The sequence below is a fragment of the Mycobacterium sp. genome (assembly GCF_052143115.1).
GTDB lineage: Bacteria > Actinomycetota > Actinomycetes > Mycobacteriales > Mycobacteriaceae > Mycobacterium.
Genome location: NZ_JBKQTQ010000073.1, coordinates 13,800 through 33,495 on the forward strand (window position 1 = coordinate 13,800; position 19,696 = coordinate 33,495).

Below are 19,696 nucleotides of genomic sequence, written 5' to 3' on the forward strand. Positions count from 1 at the left end.
TGCCGCTATGGTTCAGTCAGACTCAGGCTTGAGTTCAGCCAAATCAATGTCAAGGTGCACGACACCACTGTCATAGCTCTTGTGTTGCGGATGCAGGCTGGCGTCGTAGAGCACCTTGAACATCAAGTGATTCGTGGTCAAGACGTCTGCGACCAAGTGCCGGATTCCGTTGGCGTGGGCAATGTGAGCGAGCCGCCGAAGCAAAACGGTTCCTACTCCGCGCAAGTGATCGTTGTGGGCCACGACGACAGCGACCTCCGCGGTTGCCGGTCTACCGCAGAAGTCGTAGCTCGCGACGCCGATCAACGTTCCGGATTCGAAGGCGCCCAGCGCGTAGTTTTCAATGTTGCCGTCAGTGAGCTTGTCAGCCAAAGTTTTCAGATGGGCAGGGTGCGTCGTGAAGAATCTCAGGTAGCGTTCGCGTTCGCTGAGCGTGTCATGGAGCGCGATGACCGCGTCGATATCTGTCGGTTCGAGCCGCCGCAACAACACTGTGGCGCCATCCCGAAGCGTCGAGGTAGATACATCGTCCACTACTTGGCTTCCGCTCATCGTCCGTACTAGGACCGGACGATCAGCACTGAGCACTCGGCGTGCCCGAGGATGGGGTGGTGATGGGGCCCAATGAGACGCGCGAGTTGGTCAGCATCGGTGCTGCCGATTACGGCGAGCTGTATCGTTCTGTCCATAACGGCAAGGAAGTCTGCAATGTCGGTTCGGGTGGCCCCGGTGTAGATGTTGACGTCAGGGTGGCGCCGACGCCAGCACTCCACTCGTCGGTCCAGCTCGTCACTGGCCATGTCACCGGTGTCTTTTCGCAGCACTCCGAGGGCAAGAACCGGCGCGTGGCGCAGCTGCGCCTCTTGCATCGCGTGCTCGACAACGTCGTCGTTGTCTGGTGAATCGTTGACTGCGACCACGATCAAGGCACTGTCGGGCTTGGGCTGGCCATGCTGGGTGCGGATGATCGCGACCGGGCAGTGGGCGGCGTCGGCGACTTCGGCGGCAGTGGAACCCAGTAATGCACGCGCAAAGCGTCCGATTCCCACCGTACCGATGCAGATCATCTCGGCATTATGGGATTCGGCGATCAGCGTCGCCGCAGGATCGCCTTGCAGAATCACAGTTTCGACTTTTACAGGTTTCCCGGCGGCTTCCACCGCCGCGGTGGCGATCCTGAGCGCGGCCTCCCCATATTCGAGTTCCATCCGCAGATTGCCGACGGACGCGAACGGGGCAGGCTCGACCTGTTCAAGGACAATCTGGACCAGCCGCAGCGGGACCTCTCGACTGACAGCTTCATCGACTGCCCATTCTGCGGCGTGGATCGCGGCTTGAGAGCCGTCAATGCCGACGACGACAGCGGGCTTTGGCGAGTTCGAATCGTGCATCGCTGTTCCCCTCAACCTTTCAGGCGTAGAACTTCGGAAAGCGGTCGCCGCGGTGTCGGCGGCGGTGTTTTTTCAGTGACGGGCACCACGCCCACCCGGAGTAGCACTTGCGGTACGGCCTCGTGATCCATGAGCGACTGGATGAGTTCGCGGGTGACGTACAGCTCGGTGAGATGCGTAACCGGGCATGTGGCGAGGCCGCCCATCGTGCATTCCAGCATTACCGCGGAAAGCGCTTCGCCGGAAGCCAATGCGTCGGCGCGACCGTTGTCGTCGGTGGACAGCAGCAGGATCTTGGCGTGGTCGTCGGGAATTTCGGCGCGTCGTTCGGGCTGGTGGGTGACCGGGAAAGTCCGGTCTATTCCGACTCGGTCAGCCTCGGCTTCAGAAGTCAGGGCGCTGTACGGAATGCCTTCTGATGCCTCGAATGGTGCTGTCCACCAGTGCAGTTCGTCGTGGTAGGAAATGTCGTAGAACCGCAGTGACTCGGCGAGCTGAGTTGCCTCCACGAGTCGGGGACGCAAATGGTCGGAGAGGATGTCCAGATGGACGGCTGCTCCGTCCACCGTGCTGTCCAGCACCGGTTCGAAGGATTGCCAGTCCGTTGGTCCGCTGAACGGCAGCCGATCGGTGCGGCGTTCCCAGATGGCGCCGGCGCGACGGCGATCTTGGTCAGTCACGAAATCCATCGGGGTGAATTTGATCGACGCCAGGTGATTCGGGCTGTTGGGACTGGGAAACCGATCGACGTGCGACTGCCACCCGGCCGCGGCCATCGCTACTCGAAGATGATCGAGGGCCGCGCCGCAGCCGATCAGCGCTTCTCGCGCGGAATGGTCGGTCTCCGGTACCCGACTTGGATCCAGGAACAACCGGAGTTGATCACCATTGAGCACCCATTGCCAAGGTTGGCTGTTGTGCTGTGACGGGGCGCGGCACGCTGACCGCACCGCATCCTCGATGACTTCGGTTCCCACTACCGTGGCAGGCATTTCTCGACCTCCGATCGTTACCTGCCGTCAAGGGTTGTCCGGCGGCGCTGCCTAGGGCAGGGCCATTAGTCCTCGATCCGGCTGCCATCGGGCCATGCCCCGGTAGGCTATCACCGCGCGTCGACTGCTCGCCTTGCCCGTGGCCGCTCGTTGGCGAACCCTCGGACCAGGTGTGCACGCACAAAGTCTTCGACGACATCGGGGTTGTCCATGTCCAGGGTCGATGACGGCGTGCTGAACAGCGAGAACAGTATGCGCGCAAACCATTCTCCGGCCGACTGAACGTCGAGGTCCTTGCGAACCTCGCCGGTGAGCTTGGCCGCAGCGAGGCGGGGCGCACGGAAGTCCACGCATTCGCGCAGCAAGACCGCGGCGTCTTTGGTCAGCAGCAGGCTGATCGCGTCTTCGTCGAAGTACTTCTCGGAGGCGATGACTCGTCGTGCTTGGGCAACGAATACCGCTGCACGGCTGAGCTTGTCCTCCAGCGAGCTGCCCCGATCCATCGCCGTGGACATCCGGCGATAGAACTGCTCGGAAGCATGCTCGGCGCACGCTTCGACGATGGCGGCCTTGTCGCGGAAGTACTCATAGATCGTGCTTCGCGAGACACCCGCCACCTTCGCGATGTCGACGATCGTGACCTTACGGTTCCCCAGTCCCTCGGATTTAGGGTCTTCGGTCCCTAGCTCAGATGGTCCGATCACGGACCGACGCCCCTGGCATTCGGTACCAAGATCTCGGACTGAAACCTTGCCGGAGTTGGCCCTCGTTCGCGAGCCAGCCGAGCCAGCCGAGCCAGGTCTGATGGAGCAACTACCCAGGTCGACATCAGAGAAGTAATCACCCGTCAATTACACTGGTGCGGTTGGGGATTGATGGAAAGCGCCTCGGCGCTATTGGTCATAGTTTCGCTTATTACCGTGCTGCTGCGCACCGGTTAGCATCCGGGCGATCCAACCGAAGTCGGGACACCACTGCAGCACGTGGTGGCGAACGGCCCGGACAAGCGGGACTTCGGTCCCTATCGCAGGTCGGAGCTCAAATGATCGGATATGGCCACGGGATCAATGCATCTCGAACATAACAGCATGGTTGTCGTATCGCCGGATGACAGCCTTGAACGGAGGCAATACAATGAGATCTTCGCAAGAATCCCAGAGCAGGACGCGCATGTTCGCTCGCGTAGTCGGCCCATATTTGGTCATCATCGCTGCCACGACTGCTCTGCAGCCCAATGATATGCGCGCGCTGCTCTCAGGATTCGAAGCGAATCCCTTGTGGTCCTGGGTGACTGGCGCGTTTATCCTGCTGTTGGGTCTCATGGTCATCGCCCTTCATCCGTACTGGCGGGGCACTGCGGCGGCCATCGTGTCGGTTTTAGGCTGGCTTATCGCACTCAAGGGCCTGTTTCTAGTGGCCTTCCCCCACACCTACTTTTCGATGGCCAACTCTGCAGTTGACGCAATGGGCTGGTGGCGCGGCGGTGCTGTTATCGAGGTTCTGATCGGTCTGTATCTGACTTACGTCGGGTGGATGGCCGCGCGAAGCCATCCAGCGTCACACGAGGCGAGTCCACAACCCAAAGATCTTCGGCGTGCGGCCTGATTGCCGGGCGAGACATCTGGTCGACATGGTTGGTTCAAGGCATCCGCATGCGGGTCTTTGAACTTGGTCCGAGCATCCCGACTTGTGAGGTGATTCGTCCGCTTCGTCGAACTTCGGCCGCCCTCGCCGGGAATCGTCCCGGGAGGGTCATCGACGGCGACGGTGACTGGGAATCTATCGCCTAATCAGACTTCCGGCCGGCGCCACAAGCGAGGCGGTGCTCGGCCAGCGGAGCCCTGCAACCACCAGATCACTTCGACAATCGCCGCGCCGAACACGCCAATCCCCAGCGCGGTGGCGGTCAACGCGATGTTCGAGGGGTCTAGCATAAACTTCTCGCGCGCGAGCGGAATGCTGAACATCACCACGTACGCGCCGCCGGACAGGGCGACCAACACCACCCGCCACCAGGTGTAGGGCCGGGCCACCACCGCCAGCACCCACACCGCGACCACCAAAAGGGTGATTAAGGCGGAGGTTGACGCCTGCATCTGCTGGACCGGGGTGGCCGTAGCTCCTCGGAAGGACAGCAAATAGCTCGCGAAGGTCGCGATGCCGGCGATCGCGCCATTGGGCACCGCTGTCCTTAAGACCCTGCGGACGAAACCAGATTGCGCGCGTTCGTTGTTGGGCGCTAGCGACAGGATGAACCCGGGGATCCCGATGGTGAACCAGGCCGCGATGGTCACCTGGATCGGCTGGAACGGGAACATCAACGATTTGATGCCCAACCCTTTGGCGGCTAGGCAGGTGATGCCGATCAGCAATGCCAGCAGCACCGAGTACACGGTCTTGGTCAAGAACAGGTTGGATACCCGTTCGATGTTGCCGATCACTCGGCGTCCTTCGCCTACGACATCGGGCAGCGTGGCGAACTTGTTGTCTAGCAGCACGATCTGGGCGACAGCCCGTGACGCCGAACTCCCCGCCCCCATCGCAACACCGATGTCGGCGTCCTTCAGGGCCAGCACGTCGTTGACACCGTCACCTGTCATGGCGACGGTGTTGCCGCGGGATTGCAAGGCGCGCACCATCGCACGTTTTTGGTCCGGGCGGACCCGTCCGAAAGTGGTGTACTTCTCTAACGTTTCGGCCAGCTCGTCCGGGTCGGTGGGCAACTTCCGGGCGTCGAGCGTCTCACCGTCGAGGCCAAGCTTCGATGCCACGGCACCCACCGAGACAGCGTTGTCGCCCGAGATCACCTTGACCGAAACATTCTGTGCAGCAAAGTATTCTAAGGTATCGCGGGCGTCTGGGCGAACTCTTTGCTCCAGCATGATCAGAGCAGCCGGAACGACGCGGCCGGGGGCATCGGGATGATCGGCCCGCAGGTCGGTGAACCCTAGCAGTAGCACACGCATCCCCCGCGAACCGGCCGCCTCGGCCTGCCGAGCGACCACTGACGAAGAGTCCAGCAGCACGTCCGGGGCGCCAAGGACCCAGTTGCCGTGCTCGCTGTAGGACACCCCACTCCACTTCGTGGCCGACTTGAACGGGGCCGTCGCGGTGACGGTCCAGCCCGGCGGGTTGCGGTAGGCCTCCGCGATGGCCTGGATGCTGGCGTTGGGGCGGGCGTCGTCGGCAGCCATCGACGCCAGTACATCGATGATCGTGTCCATGCCAGCCGCGGAATCGAGCCGCTGCAGGTCGGCGACCTGCATCCGGTTCTCGGTCAGCGTGCCGGTCTTGTCGGCGCAGACCACGTTGACCCGCGCGAGTCCCTCGATGGCGGGCAGCTCCTGCACCAGGCACTGCCGGCGGCCCAGGCGAACGACGGCCACCGCGAACGCGATCGACGTCATCAGCACCAGTCCCTCGGGGACCATCGGGACCAGCGCGCCCACCGTGCGCAGCACCGACTGTTGCCAGCCGACATGGGTGGTGAACAGCTGCGTATAGATGATCAGCAGCCCGGCGGGAATCAGCAGATAGGTGATGAACTGGAGAATCTTGTTGATTCCGGCGCGCAGCTCCGAGCGCACCAGGGTGAACTTGTTGGCCTCCGCAATCAGCCTGGCTGCGTAGGCTTCGCGTCCCACTTTCGTGGCCCGGTATGCACCAGTCCCGGCGACATGAAGCTGCCGGACATCACCGCGTCATCGATGCGCTTCAGGACAGGGTCGGCCTCGCCGGTGAGCAGCGACTCGTCGACCTCCAGACCGGATTCCTCGATCACCACCCCATCGACCACCACCTGATCCCCGGGGCCCAGTTGGATGACGTCGTCGAGCACGACTTCGTTGGGCGACAGTTCACGTGTTCCGGCGGCCCGGCGCACCAGCGGCTTGGCTTCCCCGAGGATGGACAGCTTGTCCAGCGTCTGTTTGGCTCGCAGTTCCTGCACCATGCCGACGACGCTATTGACGATGATCAACAGCCCGAACAGCCCGTTGATCAATGAACCGGTCGTTAGCACGATCGCGAACAGCACAGCGAGGATCGCGTTGATCCGAGTGAATAGGTTGGCCCGGACGATGTCGGCCACGCTGCGGGTCGCCCGGCTCGGCACATCGTTGGTCCTGCCGTCGGCAACCCGCTGGGCCACTTCGGCGGCCGTTAGCCCAGCGGCCAGCGACGAGGTCATGGAGCGCAAGCCTACGGAAAAAGATATCGCGGAATGCGGTTGTCAGCGTGGTCGAGTCCCCGCGCGGCCGAGGTTGGCAGCGGAGCCGGGTCGGCGGCTAGCTGGCTGTACTGAGCAAGAAAGAACTCGCCGAGATCTTTGCGGCCCAGGAACTCCAAATCCATAGCCAGAAAGGCGGCGTCGTCGATTGTGTCGACGTACCGAAGGTTGTCGTCAAACTCCAGGCAGTCCAAAATTTCCGGACCGTTGGGAAGGCAGAAGATATCATCGGCAAGCAAATCGCCGTGTCCGTCGACGATCCGCCCGACGTGGACGCGTCCAGCGAACAGCAGCGCCCTGCCGGCGATGAATCGACCTGCCAACCGTTCGACGGCCTCGAAACGTTGCCGGTCGATGACCGTGCTGACAAATCGCTGCAGCTCCGCGATATTCGCATCCCAGCGGGCTTGGACCGCAGCGGCGGTGCTTTGCGCTTCGACGGGCCGGCCCCGCTCGGCGCTTTCGTGGAACCTCGCCAGCATCTCGGCGATTTTCTCTAGTGGGTCGGTGACTGGTTGGCCGCGGCGCACATCGTGGCCAGCCGGGACGAGTCCGGGTGGCGCTTCATGACGAGCACCGGCTCACTAGTGCCGGCCCACTCAGCGCTCAGGTGAGCGACGCCCGAATAGCTGGCGGACGCCAGCCGCCGGTTGAGCTCCAGTTCGCGCTGAAGAGCCCGTTCACGCCGTTGCTGAGTGCTGAAATCCAGGAAGTCGGTGCGAATCGGTTTTTTTGACCTTGTATGCCAAATCTCCGACGAGCACGACGAGCCCGGTGTGAGTCTCGTGTACCACGCTGTATGGCTCGACTGCCTGTTGGTTGGTGGCCATGGCGTGCCCCATGAGCACATTCTGTTAGCCGGCGCGTTCTTCGCGAAGCGGTCCGAAGACCTCCACAGCCGGGTAATACGCCGCGTCCTCAAGGGACCAATGACCCTGGCTTCCAGTGCCCCGCCCCGTAAAGCTTGAGAGAGGAAAGGGCTGGTGAACCTGTGTCGACAACGGCAGTGGCTACCGATGTGATCGCGCGGGCAGTGGAGTTGGCATGCCGTGCGCCATCGCTGCACAACAGCCAACCCTGGCGATGGGTGGCTACACCCGCCGACGTCGAGGTGTTCACCGATCCTCATCGTGTCGTGCGATCAACCGACAGTTCTGGCCGCGAGGCAATCATCAGCTGCGGCGCCGTGCTCGATCACTTCCAAACCGCGATGGCCGCCGCCGGATGGAACACCCAGATCGATGAGTTCCCCAACCCGAATAGGCTCGAGCACCTCGCGTCGATTTGTTTCACGTCGCTCGATTACGTGACTCAGGCCTGGCGCGACCGTGCCGATGCGATATCGCGACGCCGCAGCGACCGATTGCCGTTTGGGCCACCAGGGGATTGGCAGTCATTCGAGACGACGCTGCGCATCGCATTCGGGTCCGATTTGGTCTCCATCGAGGTGTTGGCCGACAACGCACGCCCGCAACTACATGAAGCGTCGCGGCTCACCGAATCCCTCCGCCGCTACGACGACTTTTATCACCGTGAGTTGCAATGGTGGACAAGTCCTTTCAGACAGTCCGAAGGAATCCCACCCAGCCAATTGGTGTCCTGGCCAGAAGCCGATCGAGTTGCGGTAGACCGAAAATTCCCGTCCAGTGGTTTTAGCGATCGGCGCTCCGCCACCTCGAAGGACCAAGCAAAGATACTGGTGCTGTCCACACCTGAGGACACCCGCGCAGACGCACTCCACGCCGGCCAGGTGTTATCGAAGGTGCTGCTGGAATGCACCATGGCCGGACTGGCGACGTGCCCCCTCACGCACATCACCGAATTGGAAGCCAGCCGGGACATCATCCGAGATCTGATGGTGACCAAGGCGATGCCGCAAGTCTTGATACGGGTCGGTACCGCGCCGGACGGCGAGGACGTTCCGCCACCGACGCCTCGCCGACCGTTGTCTGACGTCCTGGAATTTCATCGCTGATTGCTCGGCAGTCACGCGCAATCGGTCGCGATCAAGAGAGGCGAGATGTCAGAAACCTCAACAAAATACGGAATACTGGTCGGCGTCGACGGTTCGGCGGAATCGGATGCGGCCGTATCCTGGGCGGCGCGTGAAGCATCCCTGTGTCATGAACCCGTCGCGCTGATGCATGTCGTACAACCGGTGATCGTCAGCTGGCCGGTCAGCGCCGACCAGTCAACCGTCGCGGAATGGCAAGACGACAACGCGCGACACGTCATCGACCAAGCGCGCAAAGGTCTCAGCGCCGCCGTGGATCAGCCGCGGCTGCCAGACGTTCGAACAGAGGTGCTCTATTCGCATCCGGTGGATGCGCTGGTCGATGCCTCCAACCAGGCGCGGATGATCGTCGTCGGAAGTCACGGCAGGGGCGCACTCGGGCGTCTTGTAATGGGTTCGGTCAGTAGGGGCGTGGTTGAGCATGCGCACTGCCCGGTAGCGGTCATCCACGCCGACCAGGCGTCCCTTCCGGTCGACCCGGAAGCGCCCGTTCTGGTGGGTGTAGACGGTTCGCCCGGCTCCGAAGCCGCCACCGCCTGGGCATTCGACGAAGCTTCGCGGCGGGGAGTGGCGCTGATCGCGCTGCACGCGTGGAGCGACGTCGGGGTTTTCCCGATCCTCGGCATGGATTGGCGGACATATCAGGGCCAGGGTGAGGAACTGTTGGCCGAACGCTTGGCCGGCTGGCAGGAACGGTACCCCGATGTGCGCGTCAGTCGACGGTTGGTCTGTGATACGCCGGCGCGCTGGCTGATCGAGGAATCCCAAAACGCGCAACTGGTGGTTCTCGGCAGCCACGGCCGCGGCGGGTTCGGCGGCATGCGACTCGGCGCGGTCGGCGCTACGGTCGCACAGTCGGCGAGCGTTCCGGTAATCGTCGTACGCACACGGTAGAGCAATAGCTTTCGATCCGGCAGCGGACACATCCCGCTGACATTGTGACGAACGGCCCAGCGCTGCCGGGACTTCGGCCTCTGTCGCATGTCGGCGCCGAGATGATCGGATATTCATACGGGACCAACACATCTCGAATACAACAACACCGGTTGTCATCTCGCCGGATGGCGGCCTTAAACGGAGGTAGTTGCAATGAGGTCTTCACATCAATCCCAGAACAGGACACGCATGTTCGCTCGCGTGATCGGCCCGTACTTGGCCATCATCGCCGCGTCGGCCGCTTTGCGGCCAACTGATATGCGGGCGATGCTGTCCGGATTCGAAGCGGACCCGTTGTGGTCGTGGGTGACTGGGGCGTTCATCCTGCTGTTTGGTCTCGTGGTGATTGCCCTTCATCCGTACTGGCGGGGCGTCGCGGCGACCATCGTCTCGGTTGTGGGTTGGCTTGTCGCAGTCAAGGGGCTGTTTCTGGTGGCGGGCTCCCACACTTACTTTTCGATGGCCAACTCCGCTGTTGACGCAATGGGTTGGTGGCGCGCCGGCGCCGCTGTCGAGGTGCTGATCGGGCTGTATCTGGCCTACGTCGGCTGGATGCCTCCGCGGACCCGCCCGGCGTCACAACCGGCGAGCTCAACTCCGGACCTGCCCCGGGCCGCCTGACTAACACCTCAGACGTGCGGCTGAGGACACGGCGGCGACCCCTGCCTGGGGGTAGTCGCCGCGGACATGGCAGGTCATGACCAAAGGCCTCGATCTGAGGACTAACGACACAGGTTCCCTACGGTCGTGCTGCATAGCGTCGAAAGGCAAGAACTCAGAACAGGTTTGGGGCCCAACCCAGGAAGAGAAAGAACGATGGCAAACTATAGCTATGGGCATCCGGGTCCGCCCGGCCGGGAATCGCCTGGGCAGTTCGGCGTCCCGATCGCACCTAATCCTGAGCCGTCCAAAACCGGATCTAGACGCCGGGCGAAATGGATCATTGGCATCGCTATCGCCGTTGTTCTATTCGCTGGGGCAGCAGCCGGCATGGCTGTTATGAACCACCCGCGACAGATCGGTTCGGCGGGTCCGGCGACGTCCAGCGTTACAGCGCTGCAACAATGGTGGGCTGGGGCGGAGAAAGACTTCACTGATATGCGGAACGCATCGGATGACGTGGATCAAGCGTTCAGTCGTTTCAGGCCAGGCGCTTTGGCGGCGGCATGCCAGCATGTGCATGATGCTGCGGAGATCAAGATGCAGAGCCGTCTGCCTAGCCCCAATCCGAAGCTGACTGCCGAGTTGAGTTCGGCGATCATGGACTTCGGTTTCGCTGCGCATTTGTGCCTGGCAGCTGTGGCCGGCTCACCCGGAAACTATGACGGCGAATTCCTGTCGCTGATGACTCAGGCGAATAAGCACATGCGGACCGCTCAGGACATCATCGATCAGATGTTGACCAACATTTGACACTCGTTGCCGGTCGAGTCACCGCTGGTGACCCTTCACTAGCGGACGATGAGCACCGAGGATTGGGCATGCCGGAAGACGGGATGGTCCTGCGGCCCAACGATCCGCGCAAGTTCTCCGGCGTCGGCGGCGCCGACAACAGCCATCGGGACTAGGTCATCGATGGTCTTCAGGAAACGCGTGACGGTGTCGCCCGTTGTCACGGGGTAGATGTGGACGTCCGGATACCAACGTCTCCACGGCCACAAGCGATTGTCGAGTTCGTGAGACGGCGCCTCGGCCGCGTCAGCTTGCATAGTTGCGATAGCCAGCACCGGCAGCTTGCGCAGCTGTGCTTCTCTCATCGCCTGATCGACGATGATATCGCGTCCAGGCGCGTCGCTCACCGCCACCACGATCCAGTTGATGTCCGGTCCGGGCCGATCTGGCTGGGAGCGGATTACCGCGACCGGACACAGCGCCTTCTCTGCGACTTCGGTTGCGGTCGAACCCAACAACGCCCGGGAATAGCGACCGATCCCGACAGATCCGACGCAGATCATTTCAGCATCGTCGGACTCGGAAATCAGAATGGCACCCGGTTGCCCGCGGAGGATCCCGGTTTCGACTTTCACCGGTCTTCCCATCGCCTCGACCGCGACTCGTGCGGCCTGAAGCGATGTCTCGGCGTGTGCGACGTCTCGGTGGTAGTCCTCGGCGGAGGGATGAGTGGCCTTGATGACCCCAAGCATAAGTAACGAGACCCCACGACCGACGGCCTCATCTGCGGCCCACTCAGCAGCATGGATCGCCGCCTGCGAACCATCTATACCGACGATGACGGCCGGTCGAATTCGCCTGTCGCTCACAGTATCCTCCTTACCTCGCCACCTTCGTAACGGCCTCGGTACCCGTCTGCGGCGGTGATCTCGGGTTTTGCGAGCCGGTACACGTCGACCAAACGCGTGAGATCGCTTGGGGTGACGATACCTACGACACGCCCCCCGTCGATGACGAGAGCGCGGCTGCTTTCACCGGAGGCCAGCCGTTCCAGCAGCGCGGTGACCGGCTCGTCCGAGGTGGCGGTGGGGACCCGGCTCAACGGCATGGCGATTTCACCGATAAGGGTGTTGGAACGATTGCTCGGTTCCACTTGGCGCAACTGGGTCAGGGTTATCAGCCCCGAGATCGACCCGTTGTGATCCTCCACCGGGTAGGCCGAATGCCGGTCGCCGAGCAGATAACGCTCAATGAAGTCCTGGGCGGTGATCCAGGCCGGCGCCGTATGCGGGTGGGGAGTCATTGCCTCCCCGACTCGTACACCCGTAAGCGCATTCCGAGTCAAGGCCAACGCCTCATCCGTATGCGCGGCGGTGAAGATGAACCAGCCGATGAACGCCAACCAGACTCCGGCGACCATGGCTCCGGCCAGAAACTCGAGCAGCCCGAATGCGATCAGGACGAAAGCGAGCGTGCGCCCGGCCCGCGCTGCGCCTACGGCAGCGCGCGTAGGGTCACCGTAGCGGCGCCAGAGCCACGCGCGCAGCACTTGACCACCATCCAACGGAGCACCGGGCAGCAGATTGAAAACGCCTAGCAGTGCGTTGATTCCAGCCAGCCACCACACGACACCGATGGTGATGTGCCCGACTCCCAGGGTTCGCAATCCGGCTCCGGCGCCGGCAAATGACGCTGCCAGCAGCAGGCTCGTAGCGGGGCCCGCCACCGCGATCCGGAATGCCGTCTGCGGTGTCTTCGCTTGACCGCCCAGACGGGTGACGCCGCCGAAAATCCACAGCGTTACACCAAGAACCTTGACACCGGCGCGGCGAGCCACGATTGCATGCGCAAGCTCATGTGCGAGCAACGATGCCAACAATACCGTGGCGCCGCACGCACCGGCCACCCAATAGGCGCCTGGTGAGTAACCTGCGGCGGTGGTGGGCAGAGTTGAGGCCAGGCTCCAGGTAAACAGCCAGAGGATGACCAGTACGCTCCAATTGGCGTTTACCGGAAACCCCGCGATGCGCCCTAACGGGATGCCGCCCATGCTTAAACCTCCAAAACTACGGTGAGAGAGTAGATTTCTGTCGTTTGATTACTGCTGTCCGGCGACGATCACCGGCACGCGGGCCGCCTGCGCCACCGCCGTGCTCACCGATCCCAGCAGCATGCCGGGAAATCCGCCGCGGCCATGGCTGCCGACGACGAGGAGTTGCGAGGACTCGGCCTCTTCCAGCAGATGACGAGCCGGAGCATCCAACACAATTCGGCGCCGGACGGCAACGTCGGGATAGCGCTCTCGCCAGCCCGCCAAGCGTTCCGCCAAGGCTTCCTCCCCGACCGCTTGCTGGGCCGACCACTCAATGCTCGGAATGTCGGATACGTGCGCGTCGGACCATGCGTGCAGAGCGATTAGCTCGACACCTCGCCAGGACGCCTCGTCGAAAGCGATCGCTGTCGCCAACTCCGATGCCGGCGACCCGTCAATGCCGACCACCACCGGAAGCTGAGAAGGTTGGGAGGCAGCGGGTATTTCGTCGTGGATCACGGCCACCGGACAATGCGCATGGTGGATCAGCCCGGTACTGACCGATCCGAGCAGAACGCGACCCACCCTGCCGTGCCCGCGACAGCCCACCACAATCAGTTGCGCGTTAGTGGATAGATCGAAAAGCGCCGGACCGGTTGCCGAGAAGTACACCTCGACATTTAGTTCCGGAAGGGTCCCGTGTTGGACGGTGTCCTTGGCGAGCTCGACTGCGGCCGAGATGATCTCCTCGTCTTCTGTTTTCTGCCATTCACTGGTTGCGGACGGAGGTGGGAGAGCGTCTCCGCCCAGGGCTAGCATGCCCCACGGGGGTCTCTCGACGACATGAACGAGGCTCAGCGGAACGTTGCGCATCCCCGCTTCCTGCGCGGCCCAGCGGACCGCCATGTCCGATGACGGCGATCCGTCGACGCCGACAACGATTCCCTGATGTACAGAGCGATTGGACATTGCCGTCCTTCCTGTTGAGTGGCTTTGTTGGGCTCGTCGCTCCTGACTTTAGGAACTTGGCGGGCGACTGGCAGGAGTCATTAGTCCCGAAAATCGCGGCCGTAGGACCCTCCGCGACGGGATGAATTATCCAGCGGGGTAATCGCTTTCGTAGTTGGACGGACGGCAAAGCCGAGTTTAGTTTACTTCTCCGCGAATCGGGGATCGTGTCGCCGGCGCCGAGGGCGTCTCTCTCCGTGATGATCTGCCCGAACGCGGTATCCCCGTCTTGGGACGGTGGGTCAAACCAGGTGTCTAACTACCTGACGAACCGCGATTCGGGCAGATCTCATTATCGACTGTCGCACGGGCCGCCCGAGCGCCCTAGGGCCAAAGGTCACCTCACGTCTCGATTTCCAGACAAGTGCCGACAAATGTCCCCGGCAACGCGGGACTTCCGCCCCTACTGCCGCGTTGGGCCGAGTGGTCGAATCGTCCACGTAGCTAAACCAAAACATCAGCAGGAGGCCAGTATGAGCACCCTTCCCGTCAAACGTCAGCAGCACTCGCTGTTTCCCGAGTTCTCTGAGCTGTTCGCCGCGTTCCCGTCGTTTTCTGGACTGCGCCCAGCTTTCGACACCCGATTGATGCGGCTCGAGGATGAAATGAAGAACGGCCGCTACCAAGTACGTGCCGAGATCCCCGGCGTCGACCCGGCGAAGGACATCGACATCACCCTGCGCGACGGCCAGTTGACGATCAAAGCCGAGCGCAGCGAGAAGAAGGAATTCGACGGGTGCTCGGAGTTTTCCTACGGCTCGTTTGTCCGCACGGTGTCGCTGCCGGCCGGTGCCGACGAAGACGAAGTCAAGGCCACCTACGACAAGGGCATCCTGACAGTCTCGGTGGCCGTCACAGAATCCAAACCCGCCGAAAAGCACGTGCCGATTGCCTCGGCCAACTGACCAGATTGCGAGGCGGGCCCGCGGCAGCACACACCTTTGCTGCGGGTCCGCCCAACACCTACCGTGTCGTCTGCACCGCGGCGGCATCCGCGAGTTAGTGAGGACACGCAAATGAGTAGAGCGATCATCCTCGGCAAGGACACGCCAGATCGACTGTTCCGCAATCGTCGTGAGGCCGGCCAAGTGCTGGCGGGCCTACTGCAGGCCTACCGTGACAGACCCGACATCGTGGTCTTGGGTCTTGCCAGGGGCGGAGTGCCAGTCGCATGGGAGGTAGCAGCCGCACTGCATGCGCCGCTTGATGCATTCGTCGTGCGCAAGCTCGGCGTCCCGGGCCATGAAGAATTCGCGGCGGGCGCGCTCGCCAGTGGCGGTCGCGTTGTGCTGAACGATGACGTGGTGCGAGGTCTGCGGATCACCCCACAACAGTTGCGGGACGTCGCCGAACGTGAAGGACGTGAGCTGATCCGACGAGAAGCGGCCTATCGCGACGGTCGCCCGCCGACTGACGTGACCGGAAAGACTGTCATCCTCGTCGATGACGGGCTGGCCACCGGCGCCAGCATGTTCGCCGCGGTGCAGGCTTTGCGCGAGGCCCAACCGGCACAAATCGTGATCGCGGTGCCAGCGGCACCCGAGTCCACGTGTCGCGAATTCGCCGGCTTGGTGGACGACATGGTCTGCGCGTCCATGCCCACCCCGTTCTTGGCCGTAGGCGCATCGTTCTGGGACTTCAGCCAGGTCAGCGACGAAGAGGTTCGCACCCTGCTCGCCACCCCGACGACCGGGCCGACGCTGGCCCCCGCCGGAGAGACAGCGGCCGACGTTCTCAGGCGCGTTGCCATCGACGCCCCGGCCGGTGTACCACCACGAGAAATGTTGTCCGAGTTGATCGGCGACGCACGGATCGTGCTGATCGGCGAAAGCTCGCACGGTACTCACGAGTTCTATCAGGCCCGAGCCGAGATCACGAAGTGGCTGATTGACGAGAAAGGATTTTGTGCGGTGGCCGCCGAGGCGGACTGGCCGGACGCCTACCGGGTGAACCGGTACGTGCGCGGGCAGGGCACCGACACCTCCGCCGAAGAGGCGTTGCGCGGATTCGAGCGCTTCCCGTCGTGGATGTGGCGCAACACCGTGGTCCGTGACTTCGTCGAGTGGCTACGGGCCAACAATCGAGGCCGTAGATCGCAGCATCGCCGCCAAGCCGGTTTCTACGGCCTGGATCTCTACAGTCTCCATCGGTCGATGCACGAGGTGGTCAGCTATCTCGGCAAAATCGACCCGGTGGGCGCGGCCCGCGCGCGGGCCCGCTACGCCTGCTTCGACCACGCATCCGCCGATGATGGTCAGGCTTACGGCTTCCGGGCAGCATTCGGCGCCGGCCTGTCATGTGAAAAAGAGGCCATCGATCAGCTCGTTGACATCCAACGCAACGCGCTGGCCTACGCGCGGCGCGACGGGCTGCTTGCCGAAGACGAGCTTTTCTATGCGGAACAGAACGCGCACGTCGTGCGTGACGCCGAGCGCTACTACCGCGCGATGTTCAGCGGACGCGTCACATCCTGGAACCTGCGGGACCAGCACATGGCCCAAACGCTGCAGGCGCTGCTCGCCCACCTGGACCGCCACCCTGGCGCCGCACCAGCACGAATCGTGGTGTGGGCGCACAATTCCCATGTCGGTGACGCCCGGGCGACAGAGGTGTCCGCGGACGGTCAACTCACTTTGGGCCAACTCGTCCGTGAACGCTACGGCGACGACTGTCGGCTCATCGGGTTCAGCACCTACACCGGCGCTGTGACCGCTGCCAGCGAATGGGGAGGTGTGGCCGAGCGGAAGGTGGTTCGGCCGGCATTGCCAGGCAGCGTCGAGGAGCTGTTCCACGAGACCGGTAACCCTGCGTTCGTCGTGTCATCCGACGGCGCCGCGGGCGCGGCGTTGGACATGGTCAGATTGGGCCGCGCGATCGGCGTGATCTATTTACCGGCGACTGAAAGACAAAGCCACTACTTCCATGTCCGCCCGGCGGATCAGTTCGACGCAATGATTCACATCGAGAACACGGAGGCACTCGAGCCGCTCGAAGTGACCAGCCAATGGATTGCGGGCGAGACACCCGAAACCTACCCGACTGGCCTGTAGGGCCGGGCTTGACGAAAGCAGCACGATGAGCACACTCACATCGCCTGACGGAAACCGGTCCACGATCGTGACATTGACGATGAATCCGGCGCTCGACATCACGACCAGCGTGGACCGGGTGCGTCCCACCGACAAGCTCCGCTGTCAGGGCGCTCGGCATGATCCCGGCGGTGGCGGTATCAACGTGGCACGTATCGCAAGTGTGCTTGGTGCTTCAGTCGCCGCAGTGTTTCCAGCCGGCGGGCCGACCGGGGATGTGGTTGCCGATCTGCTTGTGGCAGAGGGCATTCCGTTTCACCGGGTCGGGACCGGCGGGCGGACGCGGGAAAGTTTCACCGTCAATGAAGAATGTAGCGGGCAGGCAGTATCGGTTTGTACTCCCCGGACCGCGGTGGACCTTCGCCGAACGGGCACAATGCGTTGACGAACTTCGCACGGTGGCCAGCTCCGCTCGGTTCGTCGTGGTGAGTGGCAGCCTACCGCCTGATGTGCCCGCCGACTTCTACGGACAGATAGCCGACGTCTGTGGTGATCTCGGGACGCGACTGATTCTGGACACGTCGGGCAGCGGCTTGCAACACATAACCTCCGGGGGTGTTCCTCCTCAAACCCAGCGTGCGAGAGCTACGTGAATGCATCGGACGTGAACTGGCTACCGAGGCAGACCAGGCCGCTGCGGCACAGGAGATAGTTCAGCGCGGACAGGCGCAGGTCGTCGTGGTGTCACTCGGTAACCGTGGTGCGCTGGTGATCACCCCTTCTGCTGCTCAACGCATTCCGGCGATCAACATGCGTTCCGGAAGTGGCGTGGACGCCGGCGACGCGATGGTCGCCGCGATTACGGTTGGCCTGAGCAGAGGATGGCCGCTGTCGAAGTCGGTTCGCTTCGGCGTCGCCGCCGGGGCCGCGATGTTGATGACCCCGTGCCGTGTGCACTCGTGGCGATGTCGAGCGCCTCTTCGGACTCGTCGCCGAGCCGGCGGATCTCAGTGCCGTGGGCAGCTAAGCTGATTGAGAAAGGAAAGGTTGATGATCGACGTATTGTCGGGCATGCCCGAGGGAGTGACCGGCATCCGGGTGTCGGGCCGGCTGCGTGGCGACGACCTGCGCGAGTTCAAGCCAGCCATGGAGAAGCTAATGAAAGCCGGCGAACTCAGGATCGTGGAGGTCATCGCGTCCGATTACGAAGGCTTCGGACCCGGCGGGTTGGTTGAGGACCTCAAGCTGGGATTCGGTGCTCTTTTCCAGCATCATGCGGCCTTTAAGCGAATCGCGGTGGTAACCGACAAGGAATGGGTTGCCCACACCCTGCATGCATTGGCGTGGATGGTTCCCGGGGAGCTTGCTCTGTTCGGTCTCGACGAGCTCGAGCGCGCCACGAAGTGGGCCGCCGGCTGACAGAAGGCTCCGGTCGGATATGCGGCTAGCGAGTCTTCGTCAGAGGGCCGGAGTGCGATACAGCGCGGCACCGGCTACGATTCCTGCACCCGCGGCGACGAGCAGAACTGGAGTGCCTGCCGGGATCCTTTCGGTTTCACGTTCCAGCGCTGCTACTAGCGAAGCCGCATGCATGCGTTCGTCGGTAGCCACGGCAATCCGTTCAACCGGTACCCCAAGCCGCGCAGCGAGTTCGGCTCGATACTGGTGGTGAGGAGGAGCGGCGATGATCACCGGAACGTCGGATGCGTCGAGCGCCGCTTCTTCGAGGCAACGCTGCGCCGCTTGCGCGCCTGCGGCGGCCAGCTCAATGTCTATTGCAGCGGATTCGCGAAAGCGCAGAACGTTGCGGGATTTATCGAAATCTATTGTTGCCCCGAAGTTTTCACCGTCATCCGGATTGTTCACCCAGTAAACCGGGCCGAGGCCGTCGTCCTGGTCGGACCACTTGCACAACAGGGCCGCGCCCACCGGCGAGAATGGGAACCGCTCACTGGCACGCCGACCCGGATCGGCGTCGCCCGCGACGACCAATGCTCGAGAGATCGTTTGTGATCGCAGGAATCCGTCCGCGATCTGCAACGCGGTCAGGACCCCGCAGGCGCCGTTGGCGATGTCGAAAGAGAATGTGCCGTGCGCATCGCTGTGCGGATCTTCCGGATTGGCGCCGATGTCGTCCTGGATGATGGCCGCCAGCGCTGGCTCACCCCTGAGGTGCAGCGACGTCTGGCGGAGCAGGTCGACGATTTGCAAGGAGTGATCCAGGACATCCGCACCGCGGTCTTCGGCCTGCACATCACGCCTTCGGGTGCGCGGCTGCGGCAACGGTTGGAGGATGCGATCGCTGAGTGCTCGGGTAGCGGTCTACGCACAATGGTGCAGTTCGTCGGCCCAGTGTCGGTTGTCGATGCAACCCTGGCAGATCACGCGGAAGCCTTCGTCCGGGCGGCCGTCGGCGATGCGACCCGCCAATCCAACGTCAGCAGGCTCAGCGTCATCGTCGAGGTCGGTGACGACCTGAGCATCAAGGTTGCCGTCGATGCGCAGGGCGTGCCAGACCAAGCCACTGCCAACAACCGCACCGAAATGCATCGGATCGCCGAAGAGATCGGAGGCGGCCTCACGGTCGAGACCGGCCCTGCCAGCGAGACGATACTGCGCTGGTCGGCGCCGTTACCCGAATAGCGGGCCGAAGAACCGATTTCTCTGTGCGCAG

At 62.8% G+C, this 19,696-nt stretch carries 18 protein-coding genes and 2 pseudogenes; 10 read left to right on the plus strand and 10 right to left on the minus strand.

Annotated features, from left to right (window positions below):
* Positions 1–12: 12 nt before the first annotated feature.
* From ACLQI9_RS08245 to ACLQI9_RS08260, 4 genes are all read right to left on the minus strand, one after another.
* On the minus strand, positions 13–534 hold the full coding sequence (locus ACLQI9_RS08245; protein WP_442378184.1) for a GNAT family N-acetyltransferase: 522 nt from the start codon (positions 532–534) through the stop codon (positions 13–15).
* A 26-nt stretch (positions 535–560) separates the two neighbouring features.
* Entirely contained in the window at positions 561–1,391 is an 831-nt protein-coding gene (locus ACLQI9_RS08250; RefSeq protein WP_442378185.1) for a universal stress protein, read from the minus strand.
* An 11-nt stretch (positions 1,392–1,402) separates the two neighbouring features.
* Positions 1,403–2,383 (minus strand): Acg family FMN-binding oxidoreductase, encoded by a 981-nt coding sequence (locus ACLQI9_RS08255; RefSeq protein WP_442378186.1) that lies wholly within the window; start codon positions 2,381–2,383, stop codon positions 1,403–1,405.
* Positions 2,384–2,493: 110 nt separating this feature from the next.
* Positions 2,494–3,087 carry a TetR/AcrR family transcriptional regulator gene (locus ACLQI9_RS08260; protein ID WP_442378187.1) on the minus strand — a complete coding sequence of 198 codons (594 nt, stop codon included), beginning with the start codon at positions 3,085–3,087 and terminating at the stop codon, positions 2,494–2,496.
* A gap of 466 nt (positions 3,088–3,553) precedes the next feature.
* Between ACLQI9_RS08260 and ACLQI9_RS08265 the strand changes: the two genes are divergently transcribed.
* Positions 3,554–3,988: a hypothetical protein gene (locus tag ACLQI9_RS08265; protein WP_442378188.1), complete on the plus strand. Its 435-nt coding sequence runs from the start codon at positions 3,554–3,556 to the stop codon at positions 3,986–3,988.
* Positions 3,989–4,173: 185 nt separating this feature from the next.
* On the opposite strand, the pseudogene ACLQI9_RS08270 reads toward ACLQI9_RS08265, so the two are convergent.
* Together ACLQI9_RS08270 and ACLQI9_RS08275 are read right to left on the minus strand one after the other, a co-directional pair.
* Positions 4,174–6,572 (minus strand): annotated as a pseudogene (locus ACLQI9_RS08270) (HAD-IC family P-type ATPase).
* 11 nt (positions 6,573–6,583) lie between these two features.
* A complete protein-coding gene (locus ACLQI9_RS08275; RefSeq protein ID WP_442378189.1) occupies positions 6,584–7,093 on the minus strand; it encodes a hypothetical protein in 510 nt (169 codons plus the stop codon).
* 509 nt (positions 7,094–7,602) lie between these two features.
* Here ACLQI9_RS08275 and ACLQI9_RS08280 point away from each other — a divergent pair.
* From ACLQI9_RS08280 to ACLQI9_RS08295, 4 genes are all read left to right on the plus strand, one after another.
* Positions 7,603–8,586 (plus strand): Acg family FMN-binding oxidoreductase, encoded by a 984-nt coding sequence (locus tag ACLQI9_RS08280; protein ID WP_442378190.1) that lies wholly within the window; start codon positions 7,603–7,605, stop codon positions 8,584–8,586.
* A 45-nt stretch (positions 8,587–8,631) separates the two neighbouring features.
* Positions 8,632–9,519, plus strand: a complete 888-nt coding sequence (locus ACLQI9_RS08285; protein WP_442378191.1) for a universal stress protein — start codon at positions 8,632–8,634, stop codon at positions 9,517–9,519.
* Positions 9,520–9,750: 231 nt separating this feature from the next.
* Positions 9,751–10,182, plus strand: a complete 432-nt coding sequence (locus ACLQI9_RS08290; RefSeq protein WP_442378192.1) for a hypothetical protein — start codon at positions 9,751–9,753, stop codon at positions 10,180–10,182.
* A gap of 126 nt (positions 10,183–10,308) precedes the next feature.
* Entirely contained in the window at positions 10,309–10,974 is a 666-nt protein-coding gene (locus tag ACLQI9_RS08295; RefSeq protein ID WP_442391455.1) for a hypothetical protein, read from the plus strand.
* Positions 10,975–11,012: 38 nt separating this feature from the next.
* Here ACLQI9_RS08295 and ACLQI9_RS08300 read toward each other — a convergent pair whose 3' ends face one another.
* From ACLQI9_RS08300 to ACLQI9_RS08310, 3 genes are read right to left on the minus strand one after another with little or no spacing between them, the layout of a single operon-like run.
* Positions 11,013–11,822, minus strand: coding sequence for a universal stress protein (locus ACLQI9_RS08300; protein ID WP_442378194.1), 810 nt, complete (start codon positions 11,820–11,822; stop codon positions 11,013–11,015).
* Positions 11,819–13,003, minus strand: coding sequence for a site-2 protease family protein (locus ACLQI9_RS08305; protein ID WP_442378195.1), 1,185 nt, complete (start codon positions 13,001–13,003; stop codon positions 11,819–11,821). Before ACLQI9_RS08305 ends, ACLQI9_RS08300 begins: the two co-directional genes overlap by 4 nt.
* Positions 13,004–13,051: 48 nt before the next feature.
* Positions 13,052–13,954: a universal stress protein gene (locus ACLQI9_RS08310; protein ID WP_442378196.1), complete on the minus strand. Its 903-nt coding sequence runs from the start codon at positions 13,952–13,954 to the stop codon at positions 13,052–13,054.
* 512 nt (positions 13,955–14,466) lie between these two features.
* On the opposite strand from ACLQI9_RS08310, the gene ACLQI9_RS08315 reads away from it, so the two are divergent.
* From ACLQI9_RS08315 to ACLQI9_RS08330, 4 genes and pseudogenes are all read left to right on the plus strand, one after another.
* Positions 14,467–14,898, plus strand: coding sequence for an Hsp20/alpha crystallin family protein (locus ACLQI9_RS08315; protein WP_442378197.1), 432 nt, complete (start codon positions 14,467–14,469; stop codon positions 14,896–14,898).
* Positions 14,899–15,009: 111 nt separating this feature from the next.
* Positions 15,010–17,043: an erythromycin esterase family protein gene (locus tag ACLQI9_RS08320; RefSeq protein WP_442378198.1), complete on the plus strand. Its 2,034-nt coding sequence runs from the start codon at positions 15,010–15,012 to the stop codon at positions 17,041–17,043.
* A 25-nt stretch (positions 17,044–17,068) separates the two neighbouring features.
* Positions 17,069–18,049, plus strand: a pseudogene (locus ACLQI9_RS08325) (1-phosphofructokinase family hexose kinase).
* A gap of 23 nt (positions 18,050–18,072) precedes the next feature.
* Positions 18,073–18,441, plus strand: a complete 369-nt coding sequence (locus tag ACLQI9_RS08330) for an STAS/SEC14 domain-containing protein (RefSeq protein ID WP_442391457.1) — start codon at positions 18,073–18,075, stop codon at positions 18,439–18,441.
* 39 nt (positions 18,442–18,480) lie between these two features.
* Here the strand turns inward: ACLQI9_RS08330 and ACLQI9_RS08335 are convergent, their stop codons facing one another.
* Complete coding sequence (locus tag ACLQI9_RS08335) at positions 18,481–19,233, minus strand: 3-oxoacyl-[acyl-carrier-protein] synthase III C-terminal domain-containing protein (protein ID WP_442391459.1); 753 nt, start codon at positions 19,231–19,233, stop codon at positions 18,481–18,483.
* Here ACLQI9_RS08335 and ACLQI9_RS08340 point away from each other — a divergent pair.
* Entirely contained in the window at positions 19,114–19,665 is a 552-nt protein-coding gene (locus ACLQI9_RS08340) for a hypothetical protein (RefSeq protein WP_442391472.1), read from the plus strand. The genes ACLQI9_RS08335 and ACLQI9_RS08340 overlap by 120 nt on opposite strands.
* Positions 19,666–19,696: the final 31 nt, after the last annotated feature.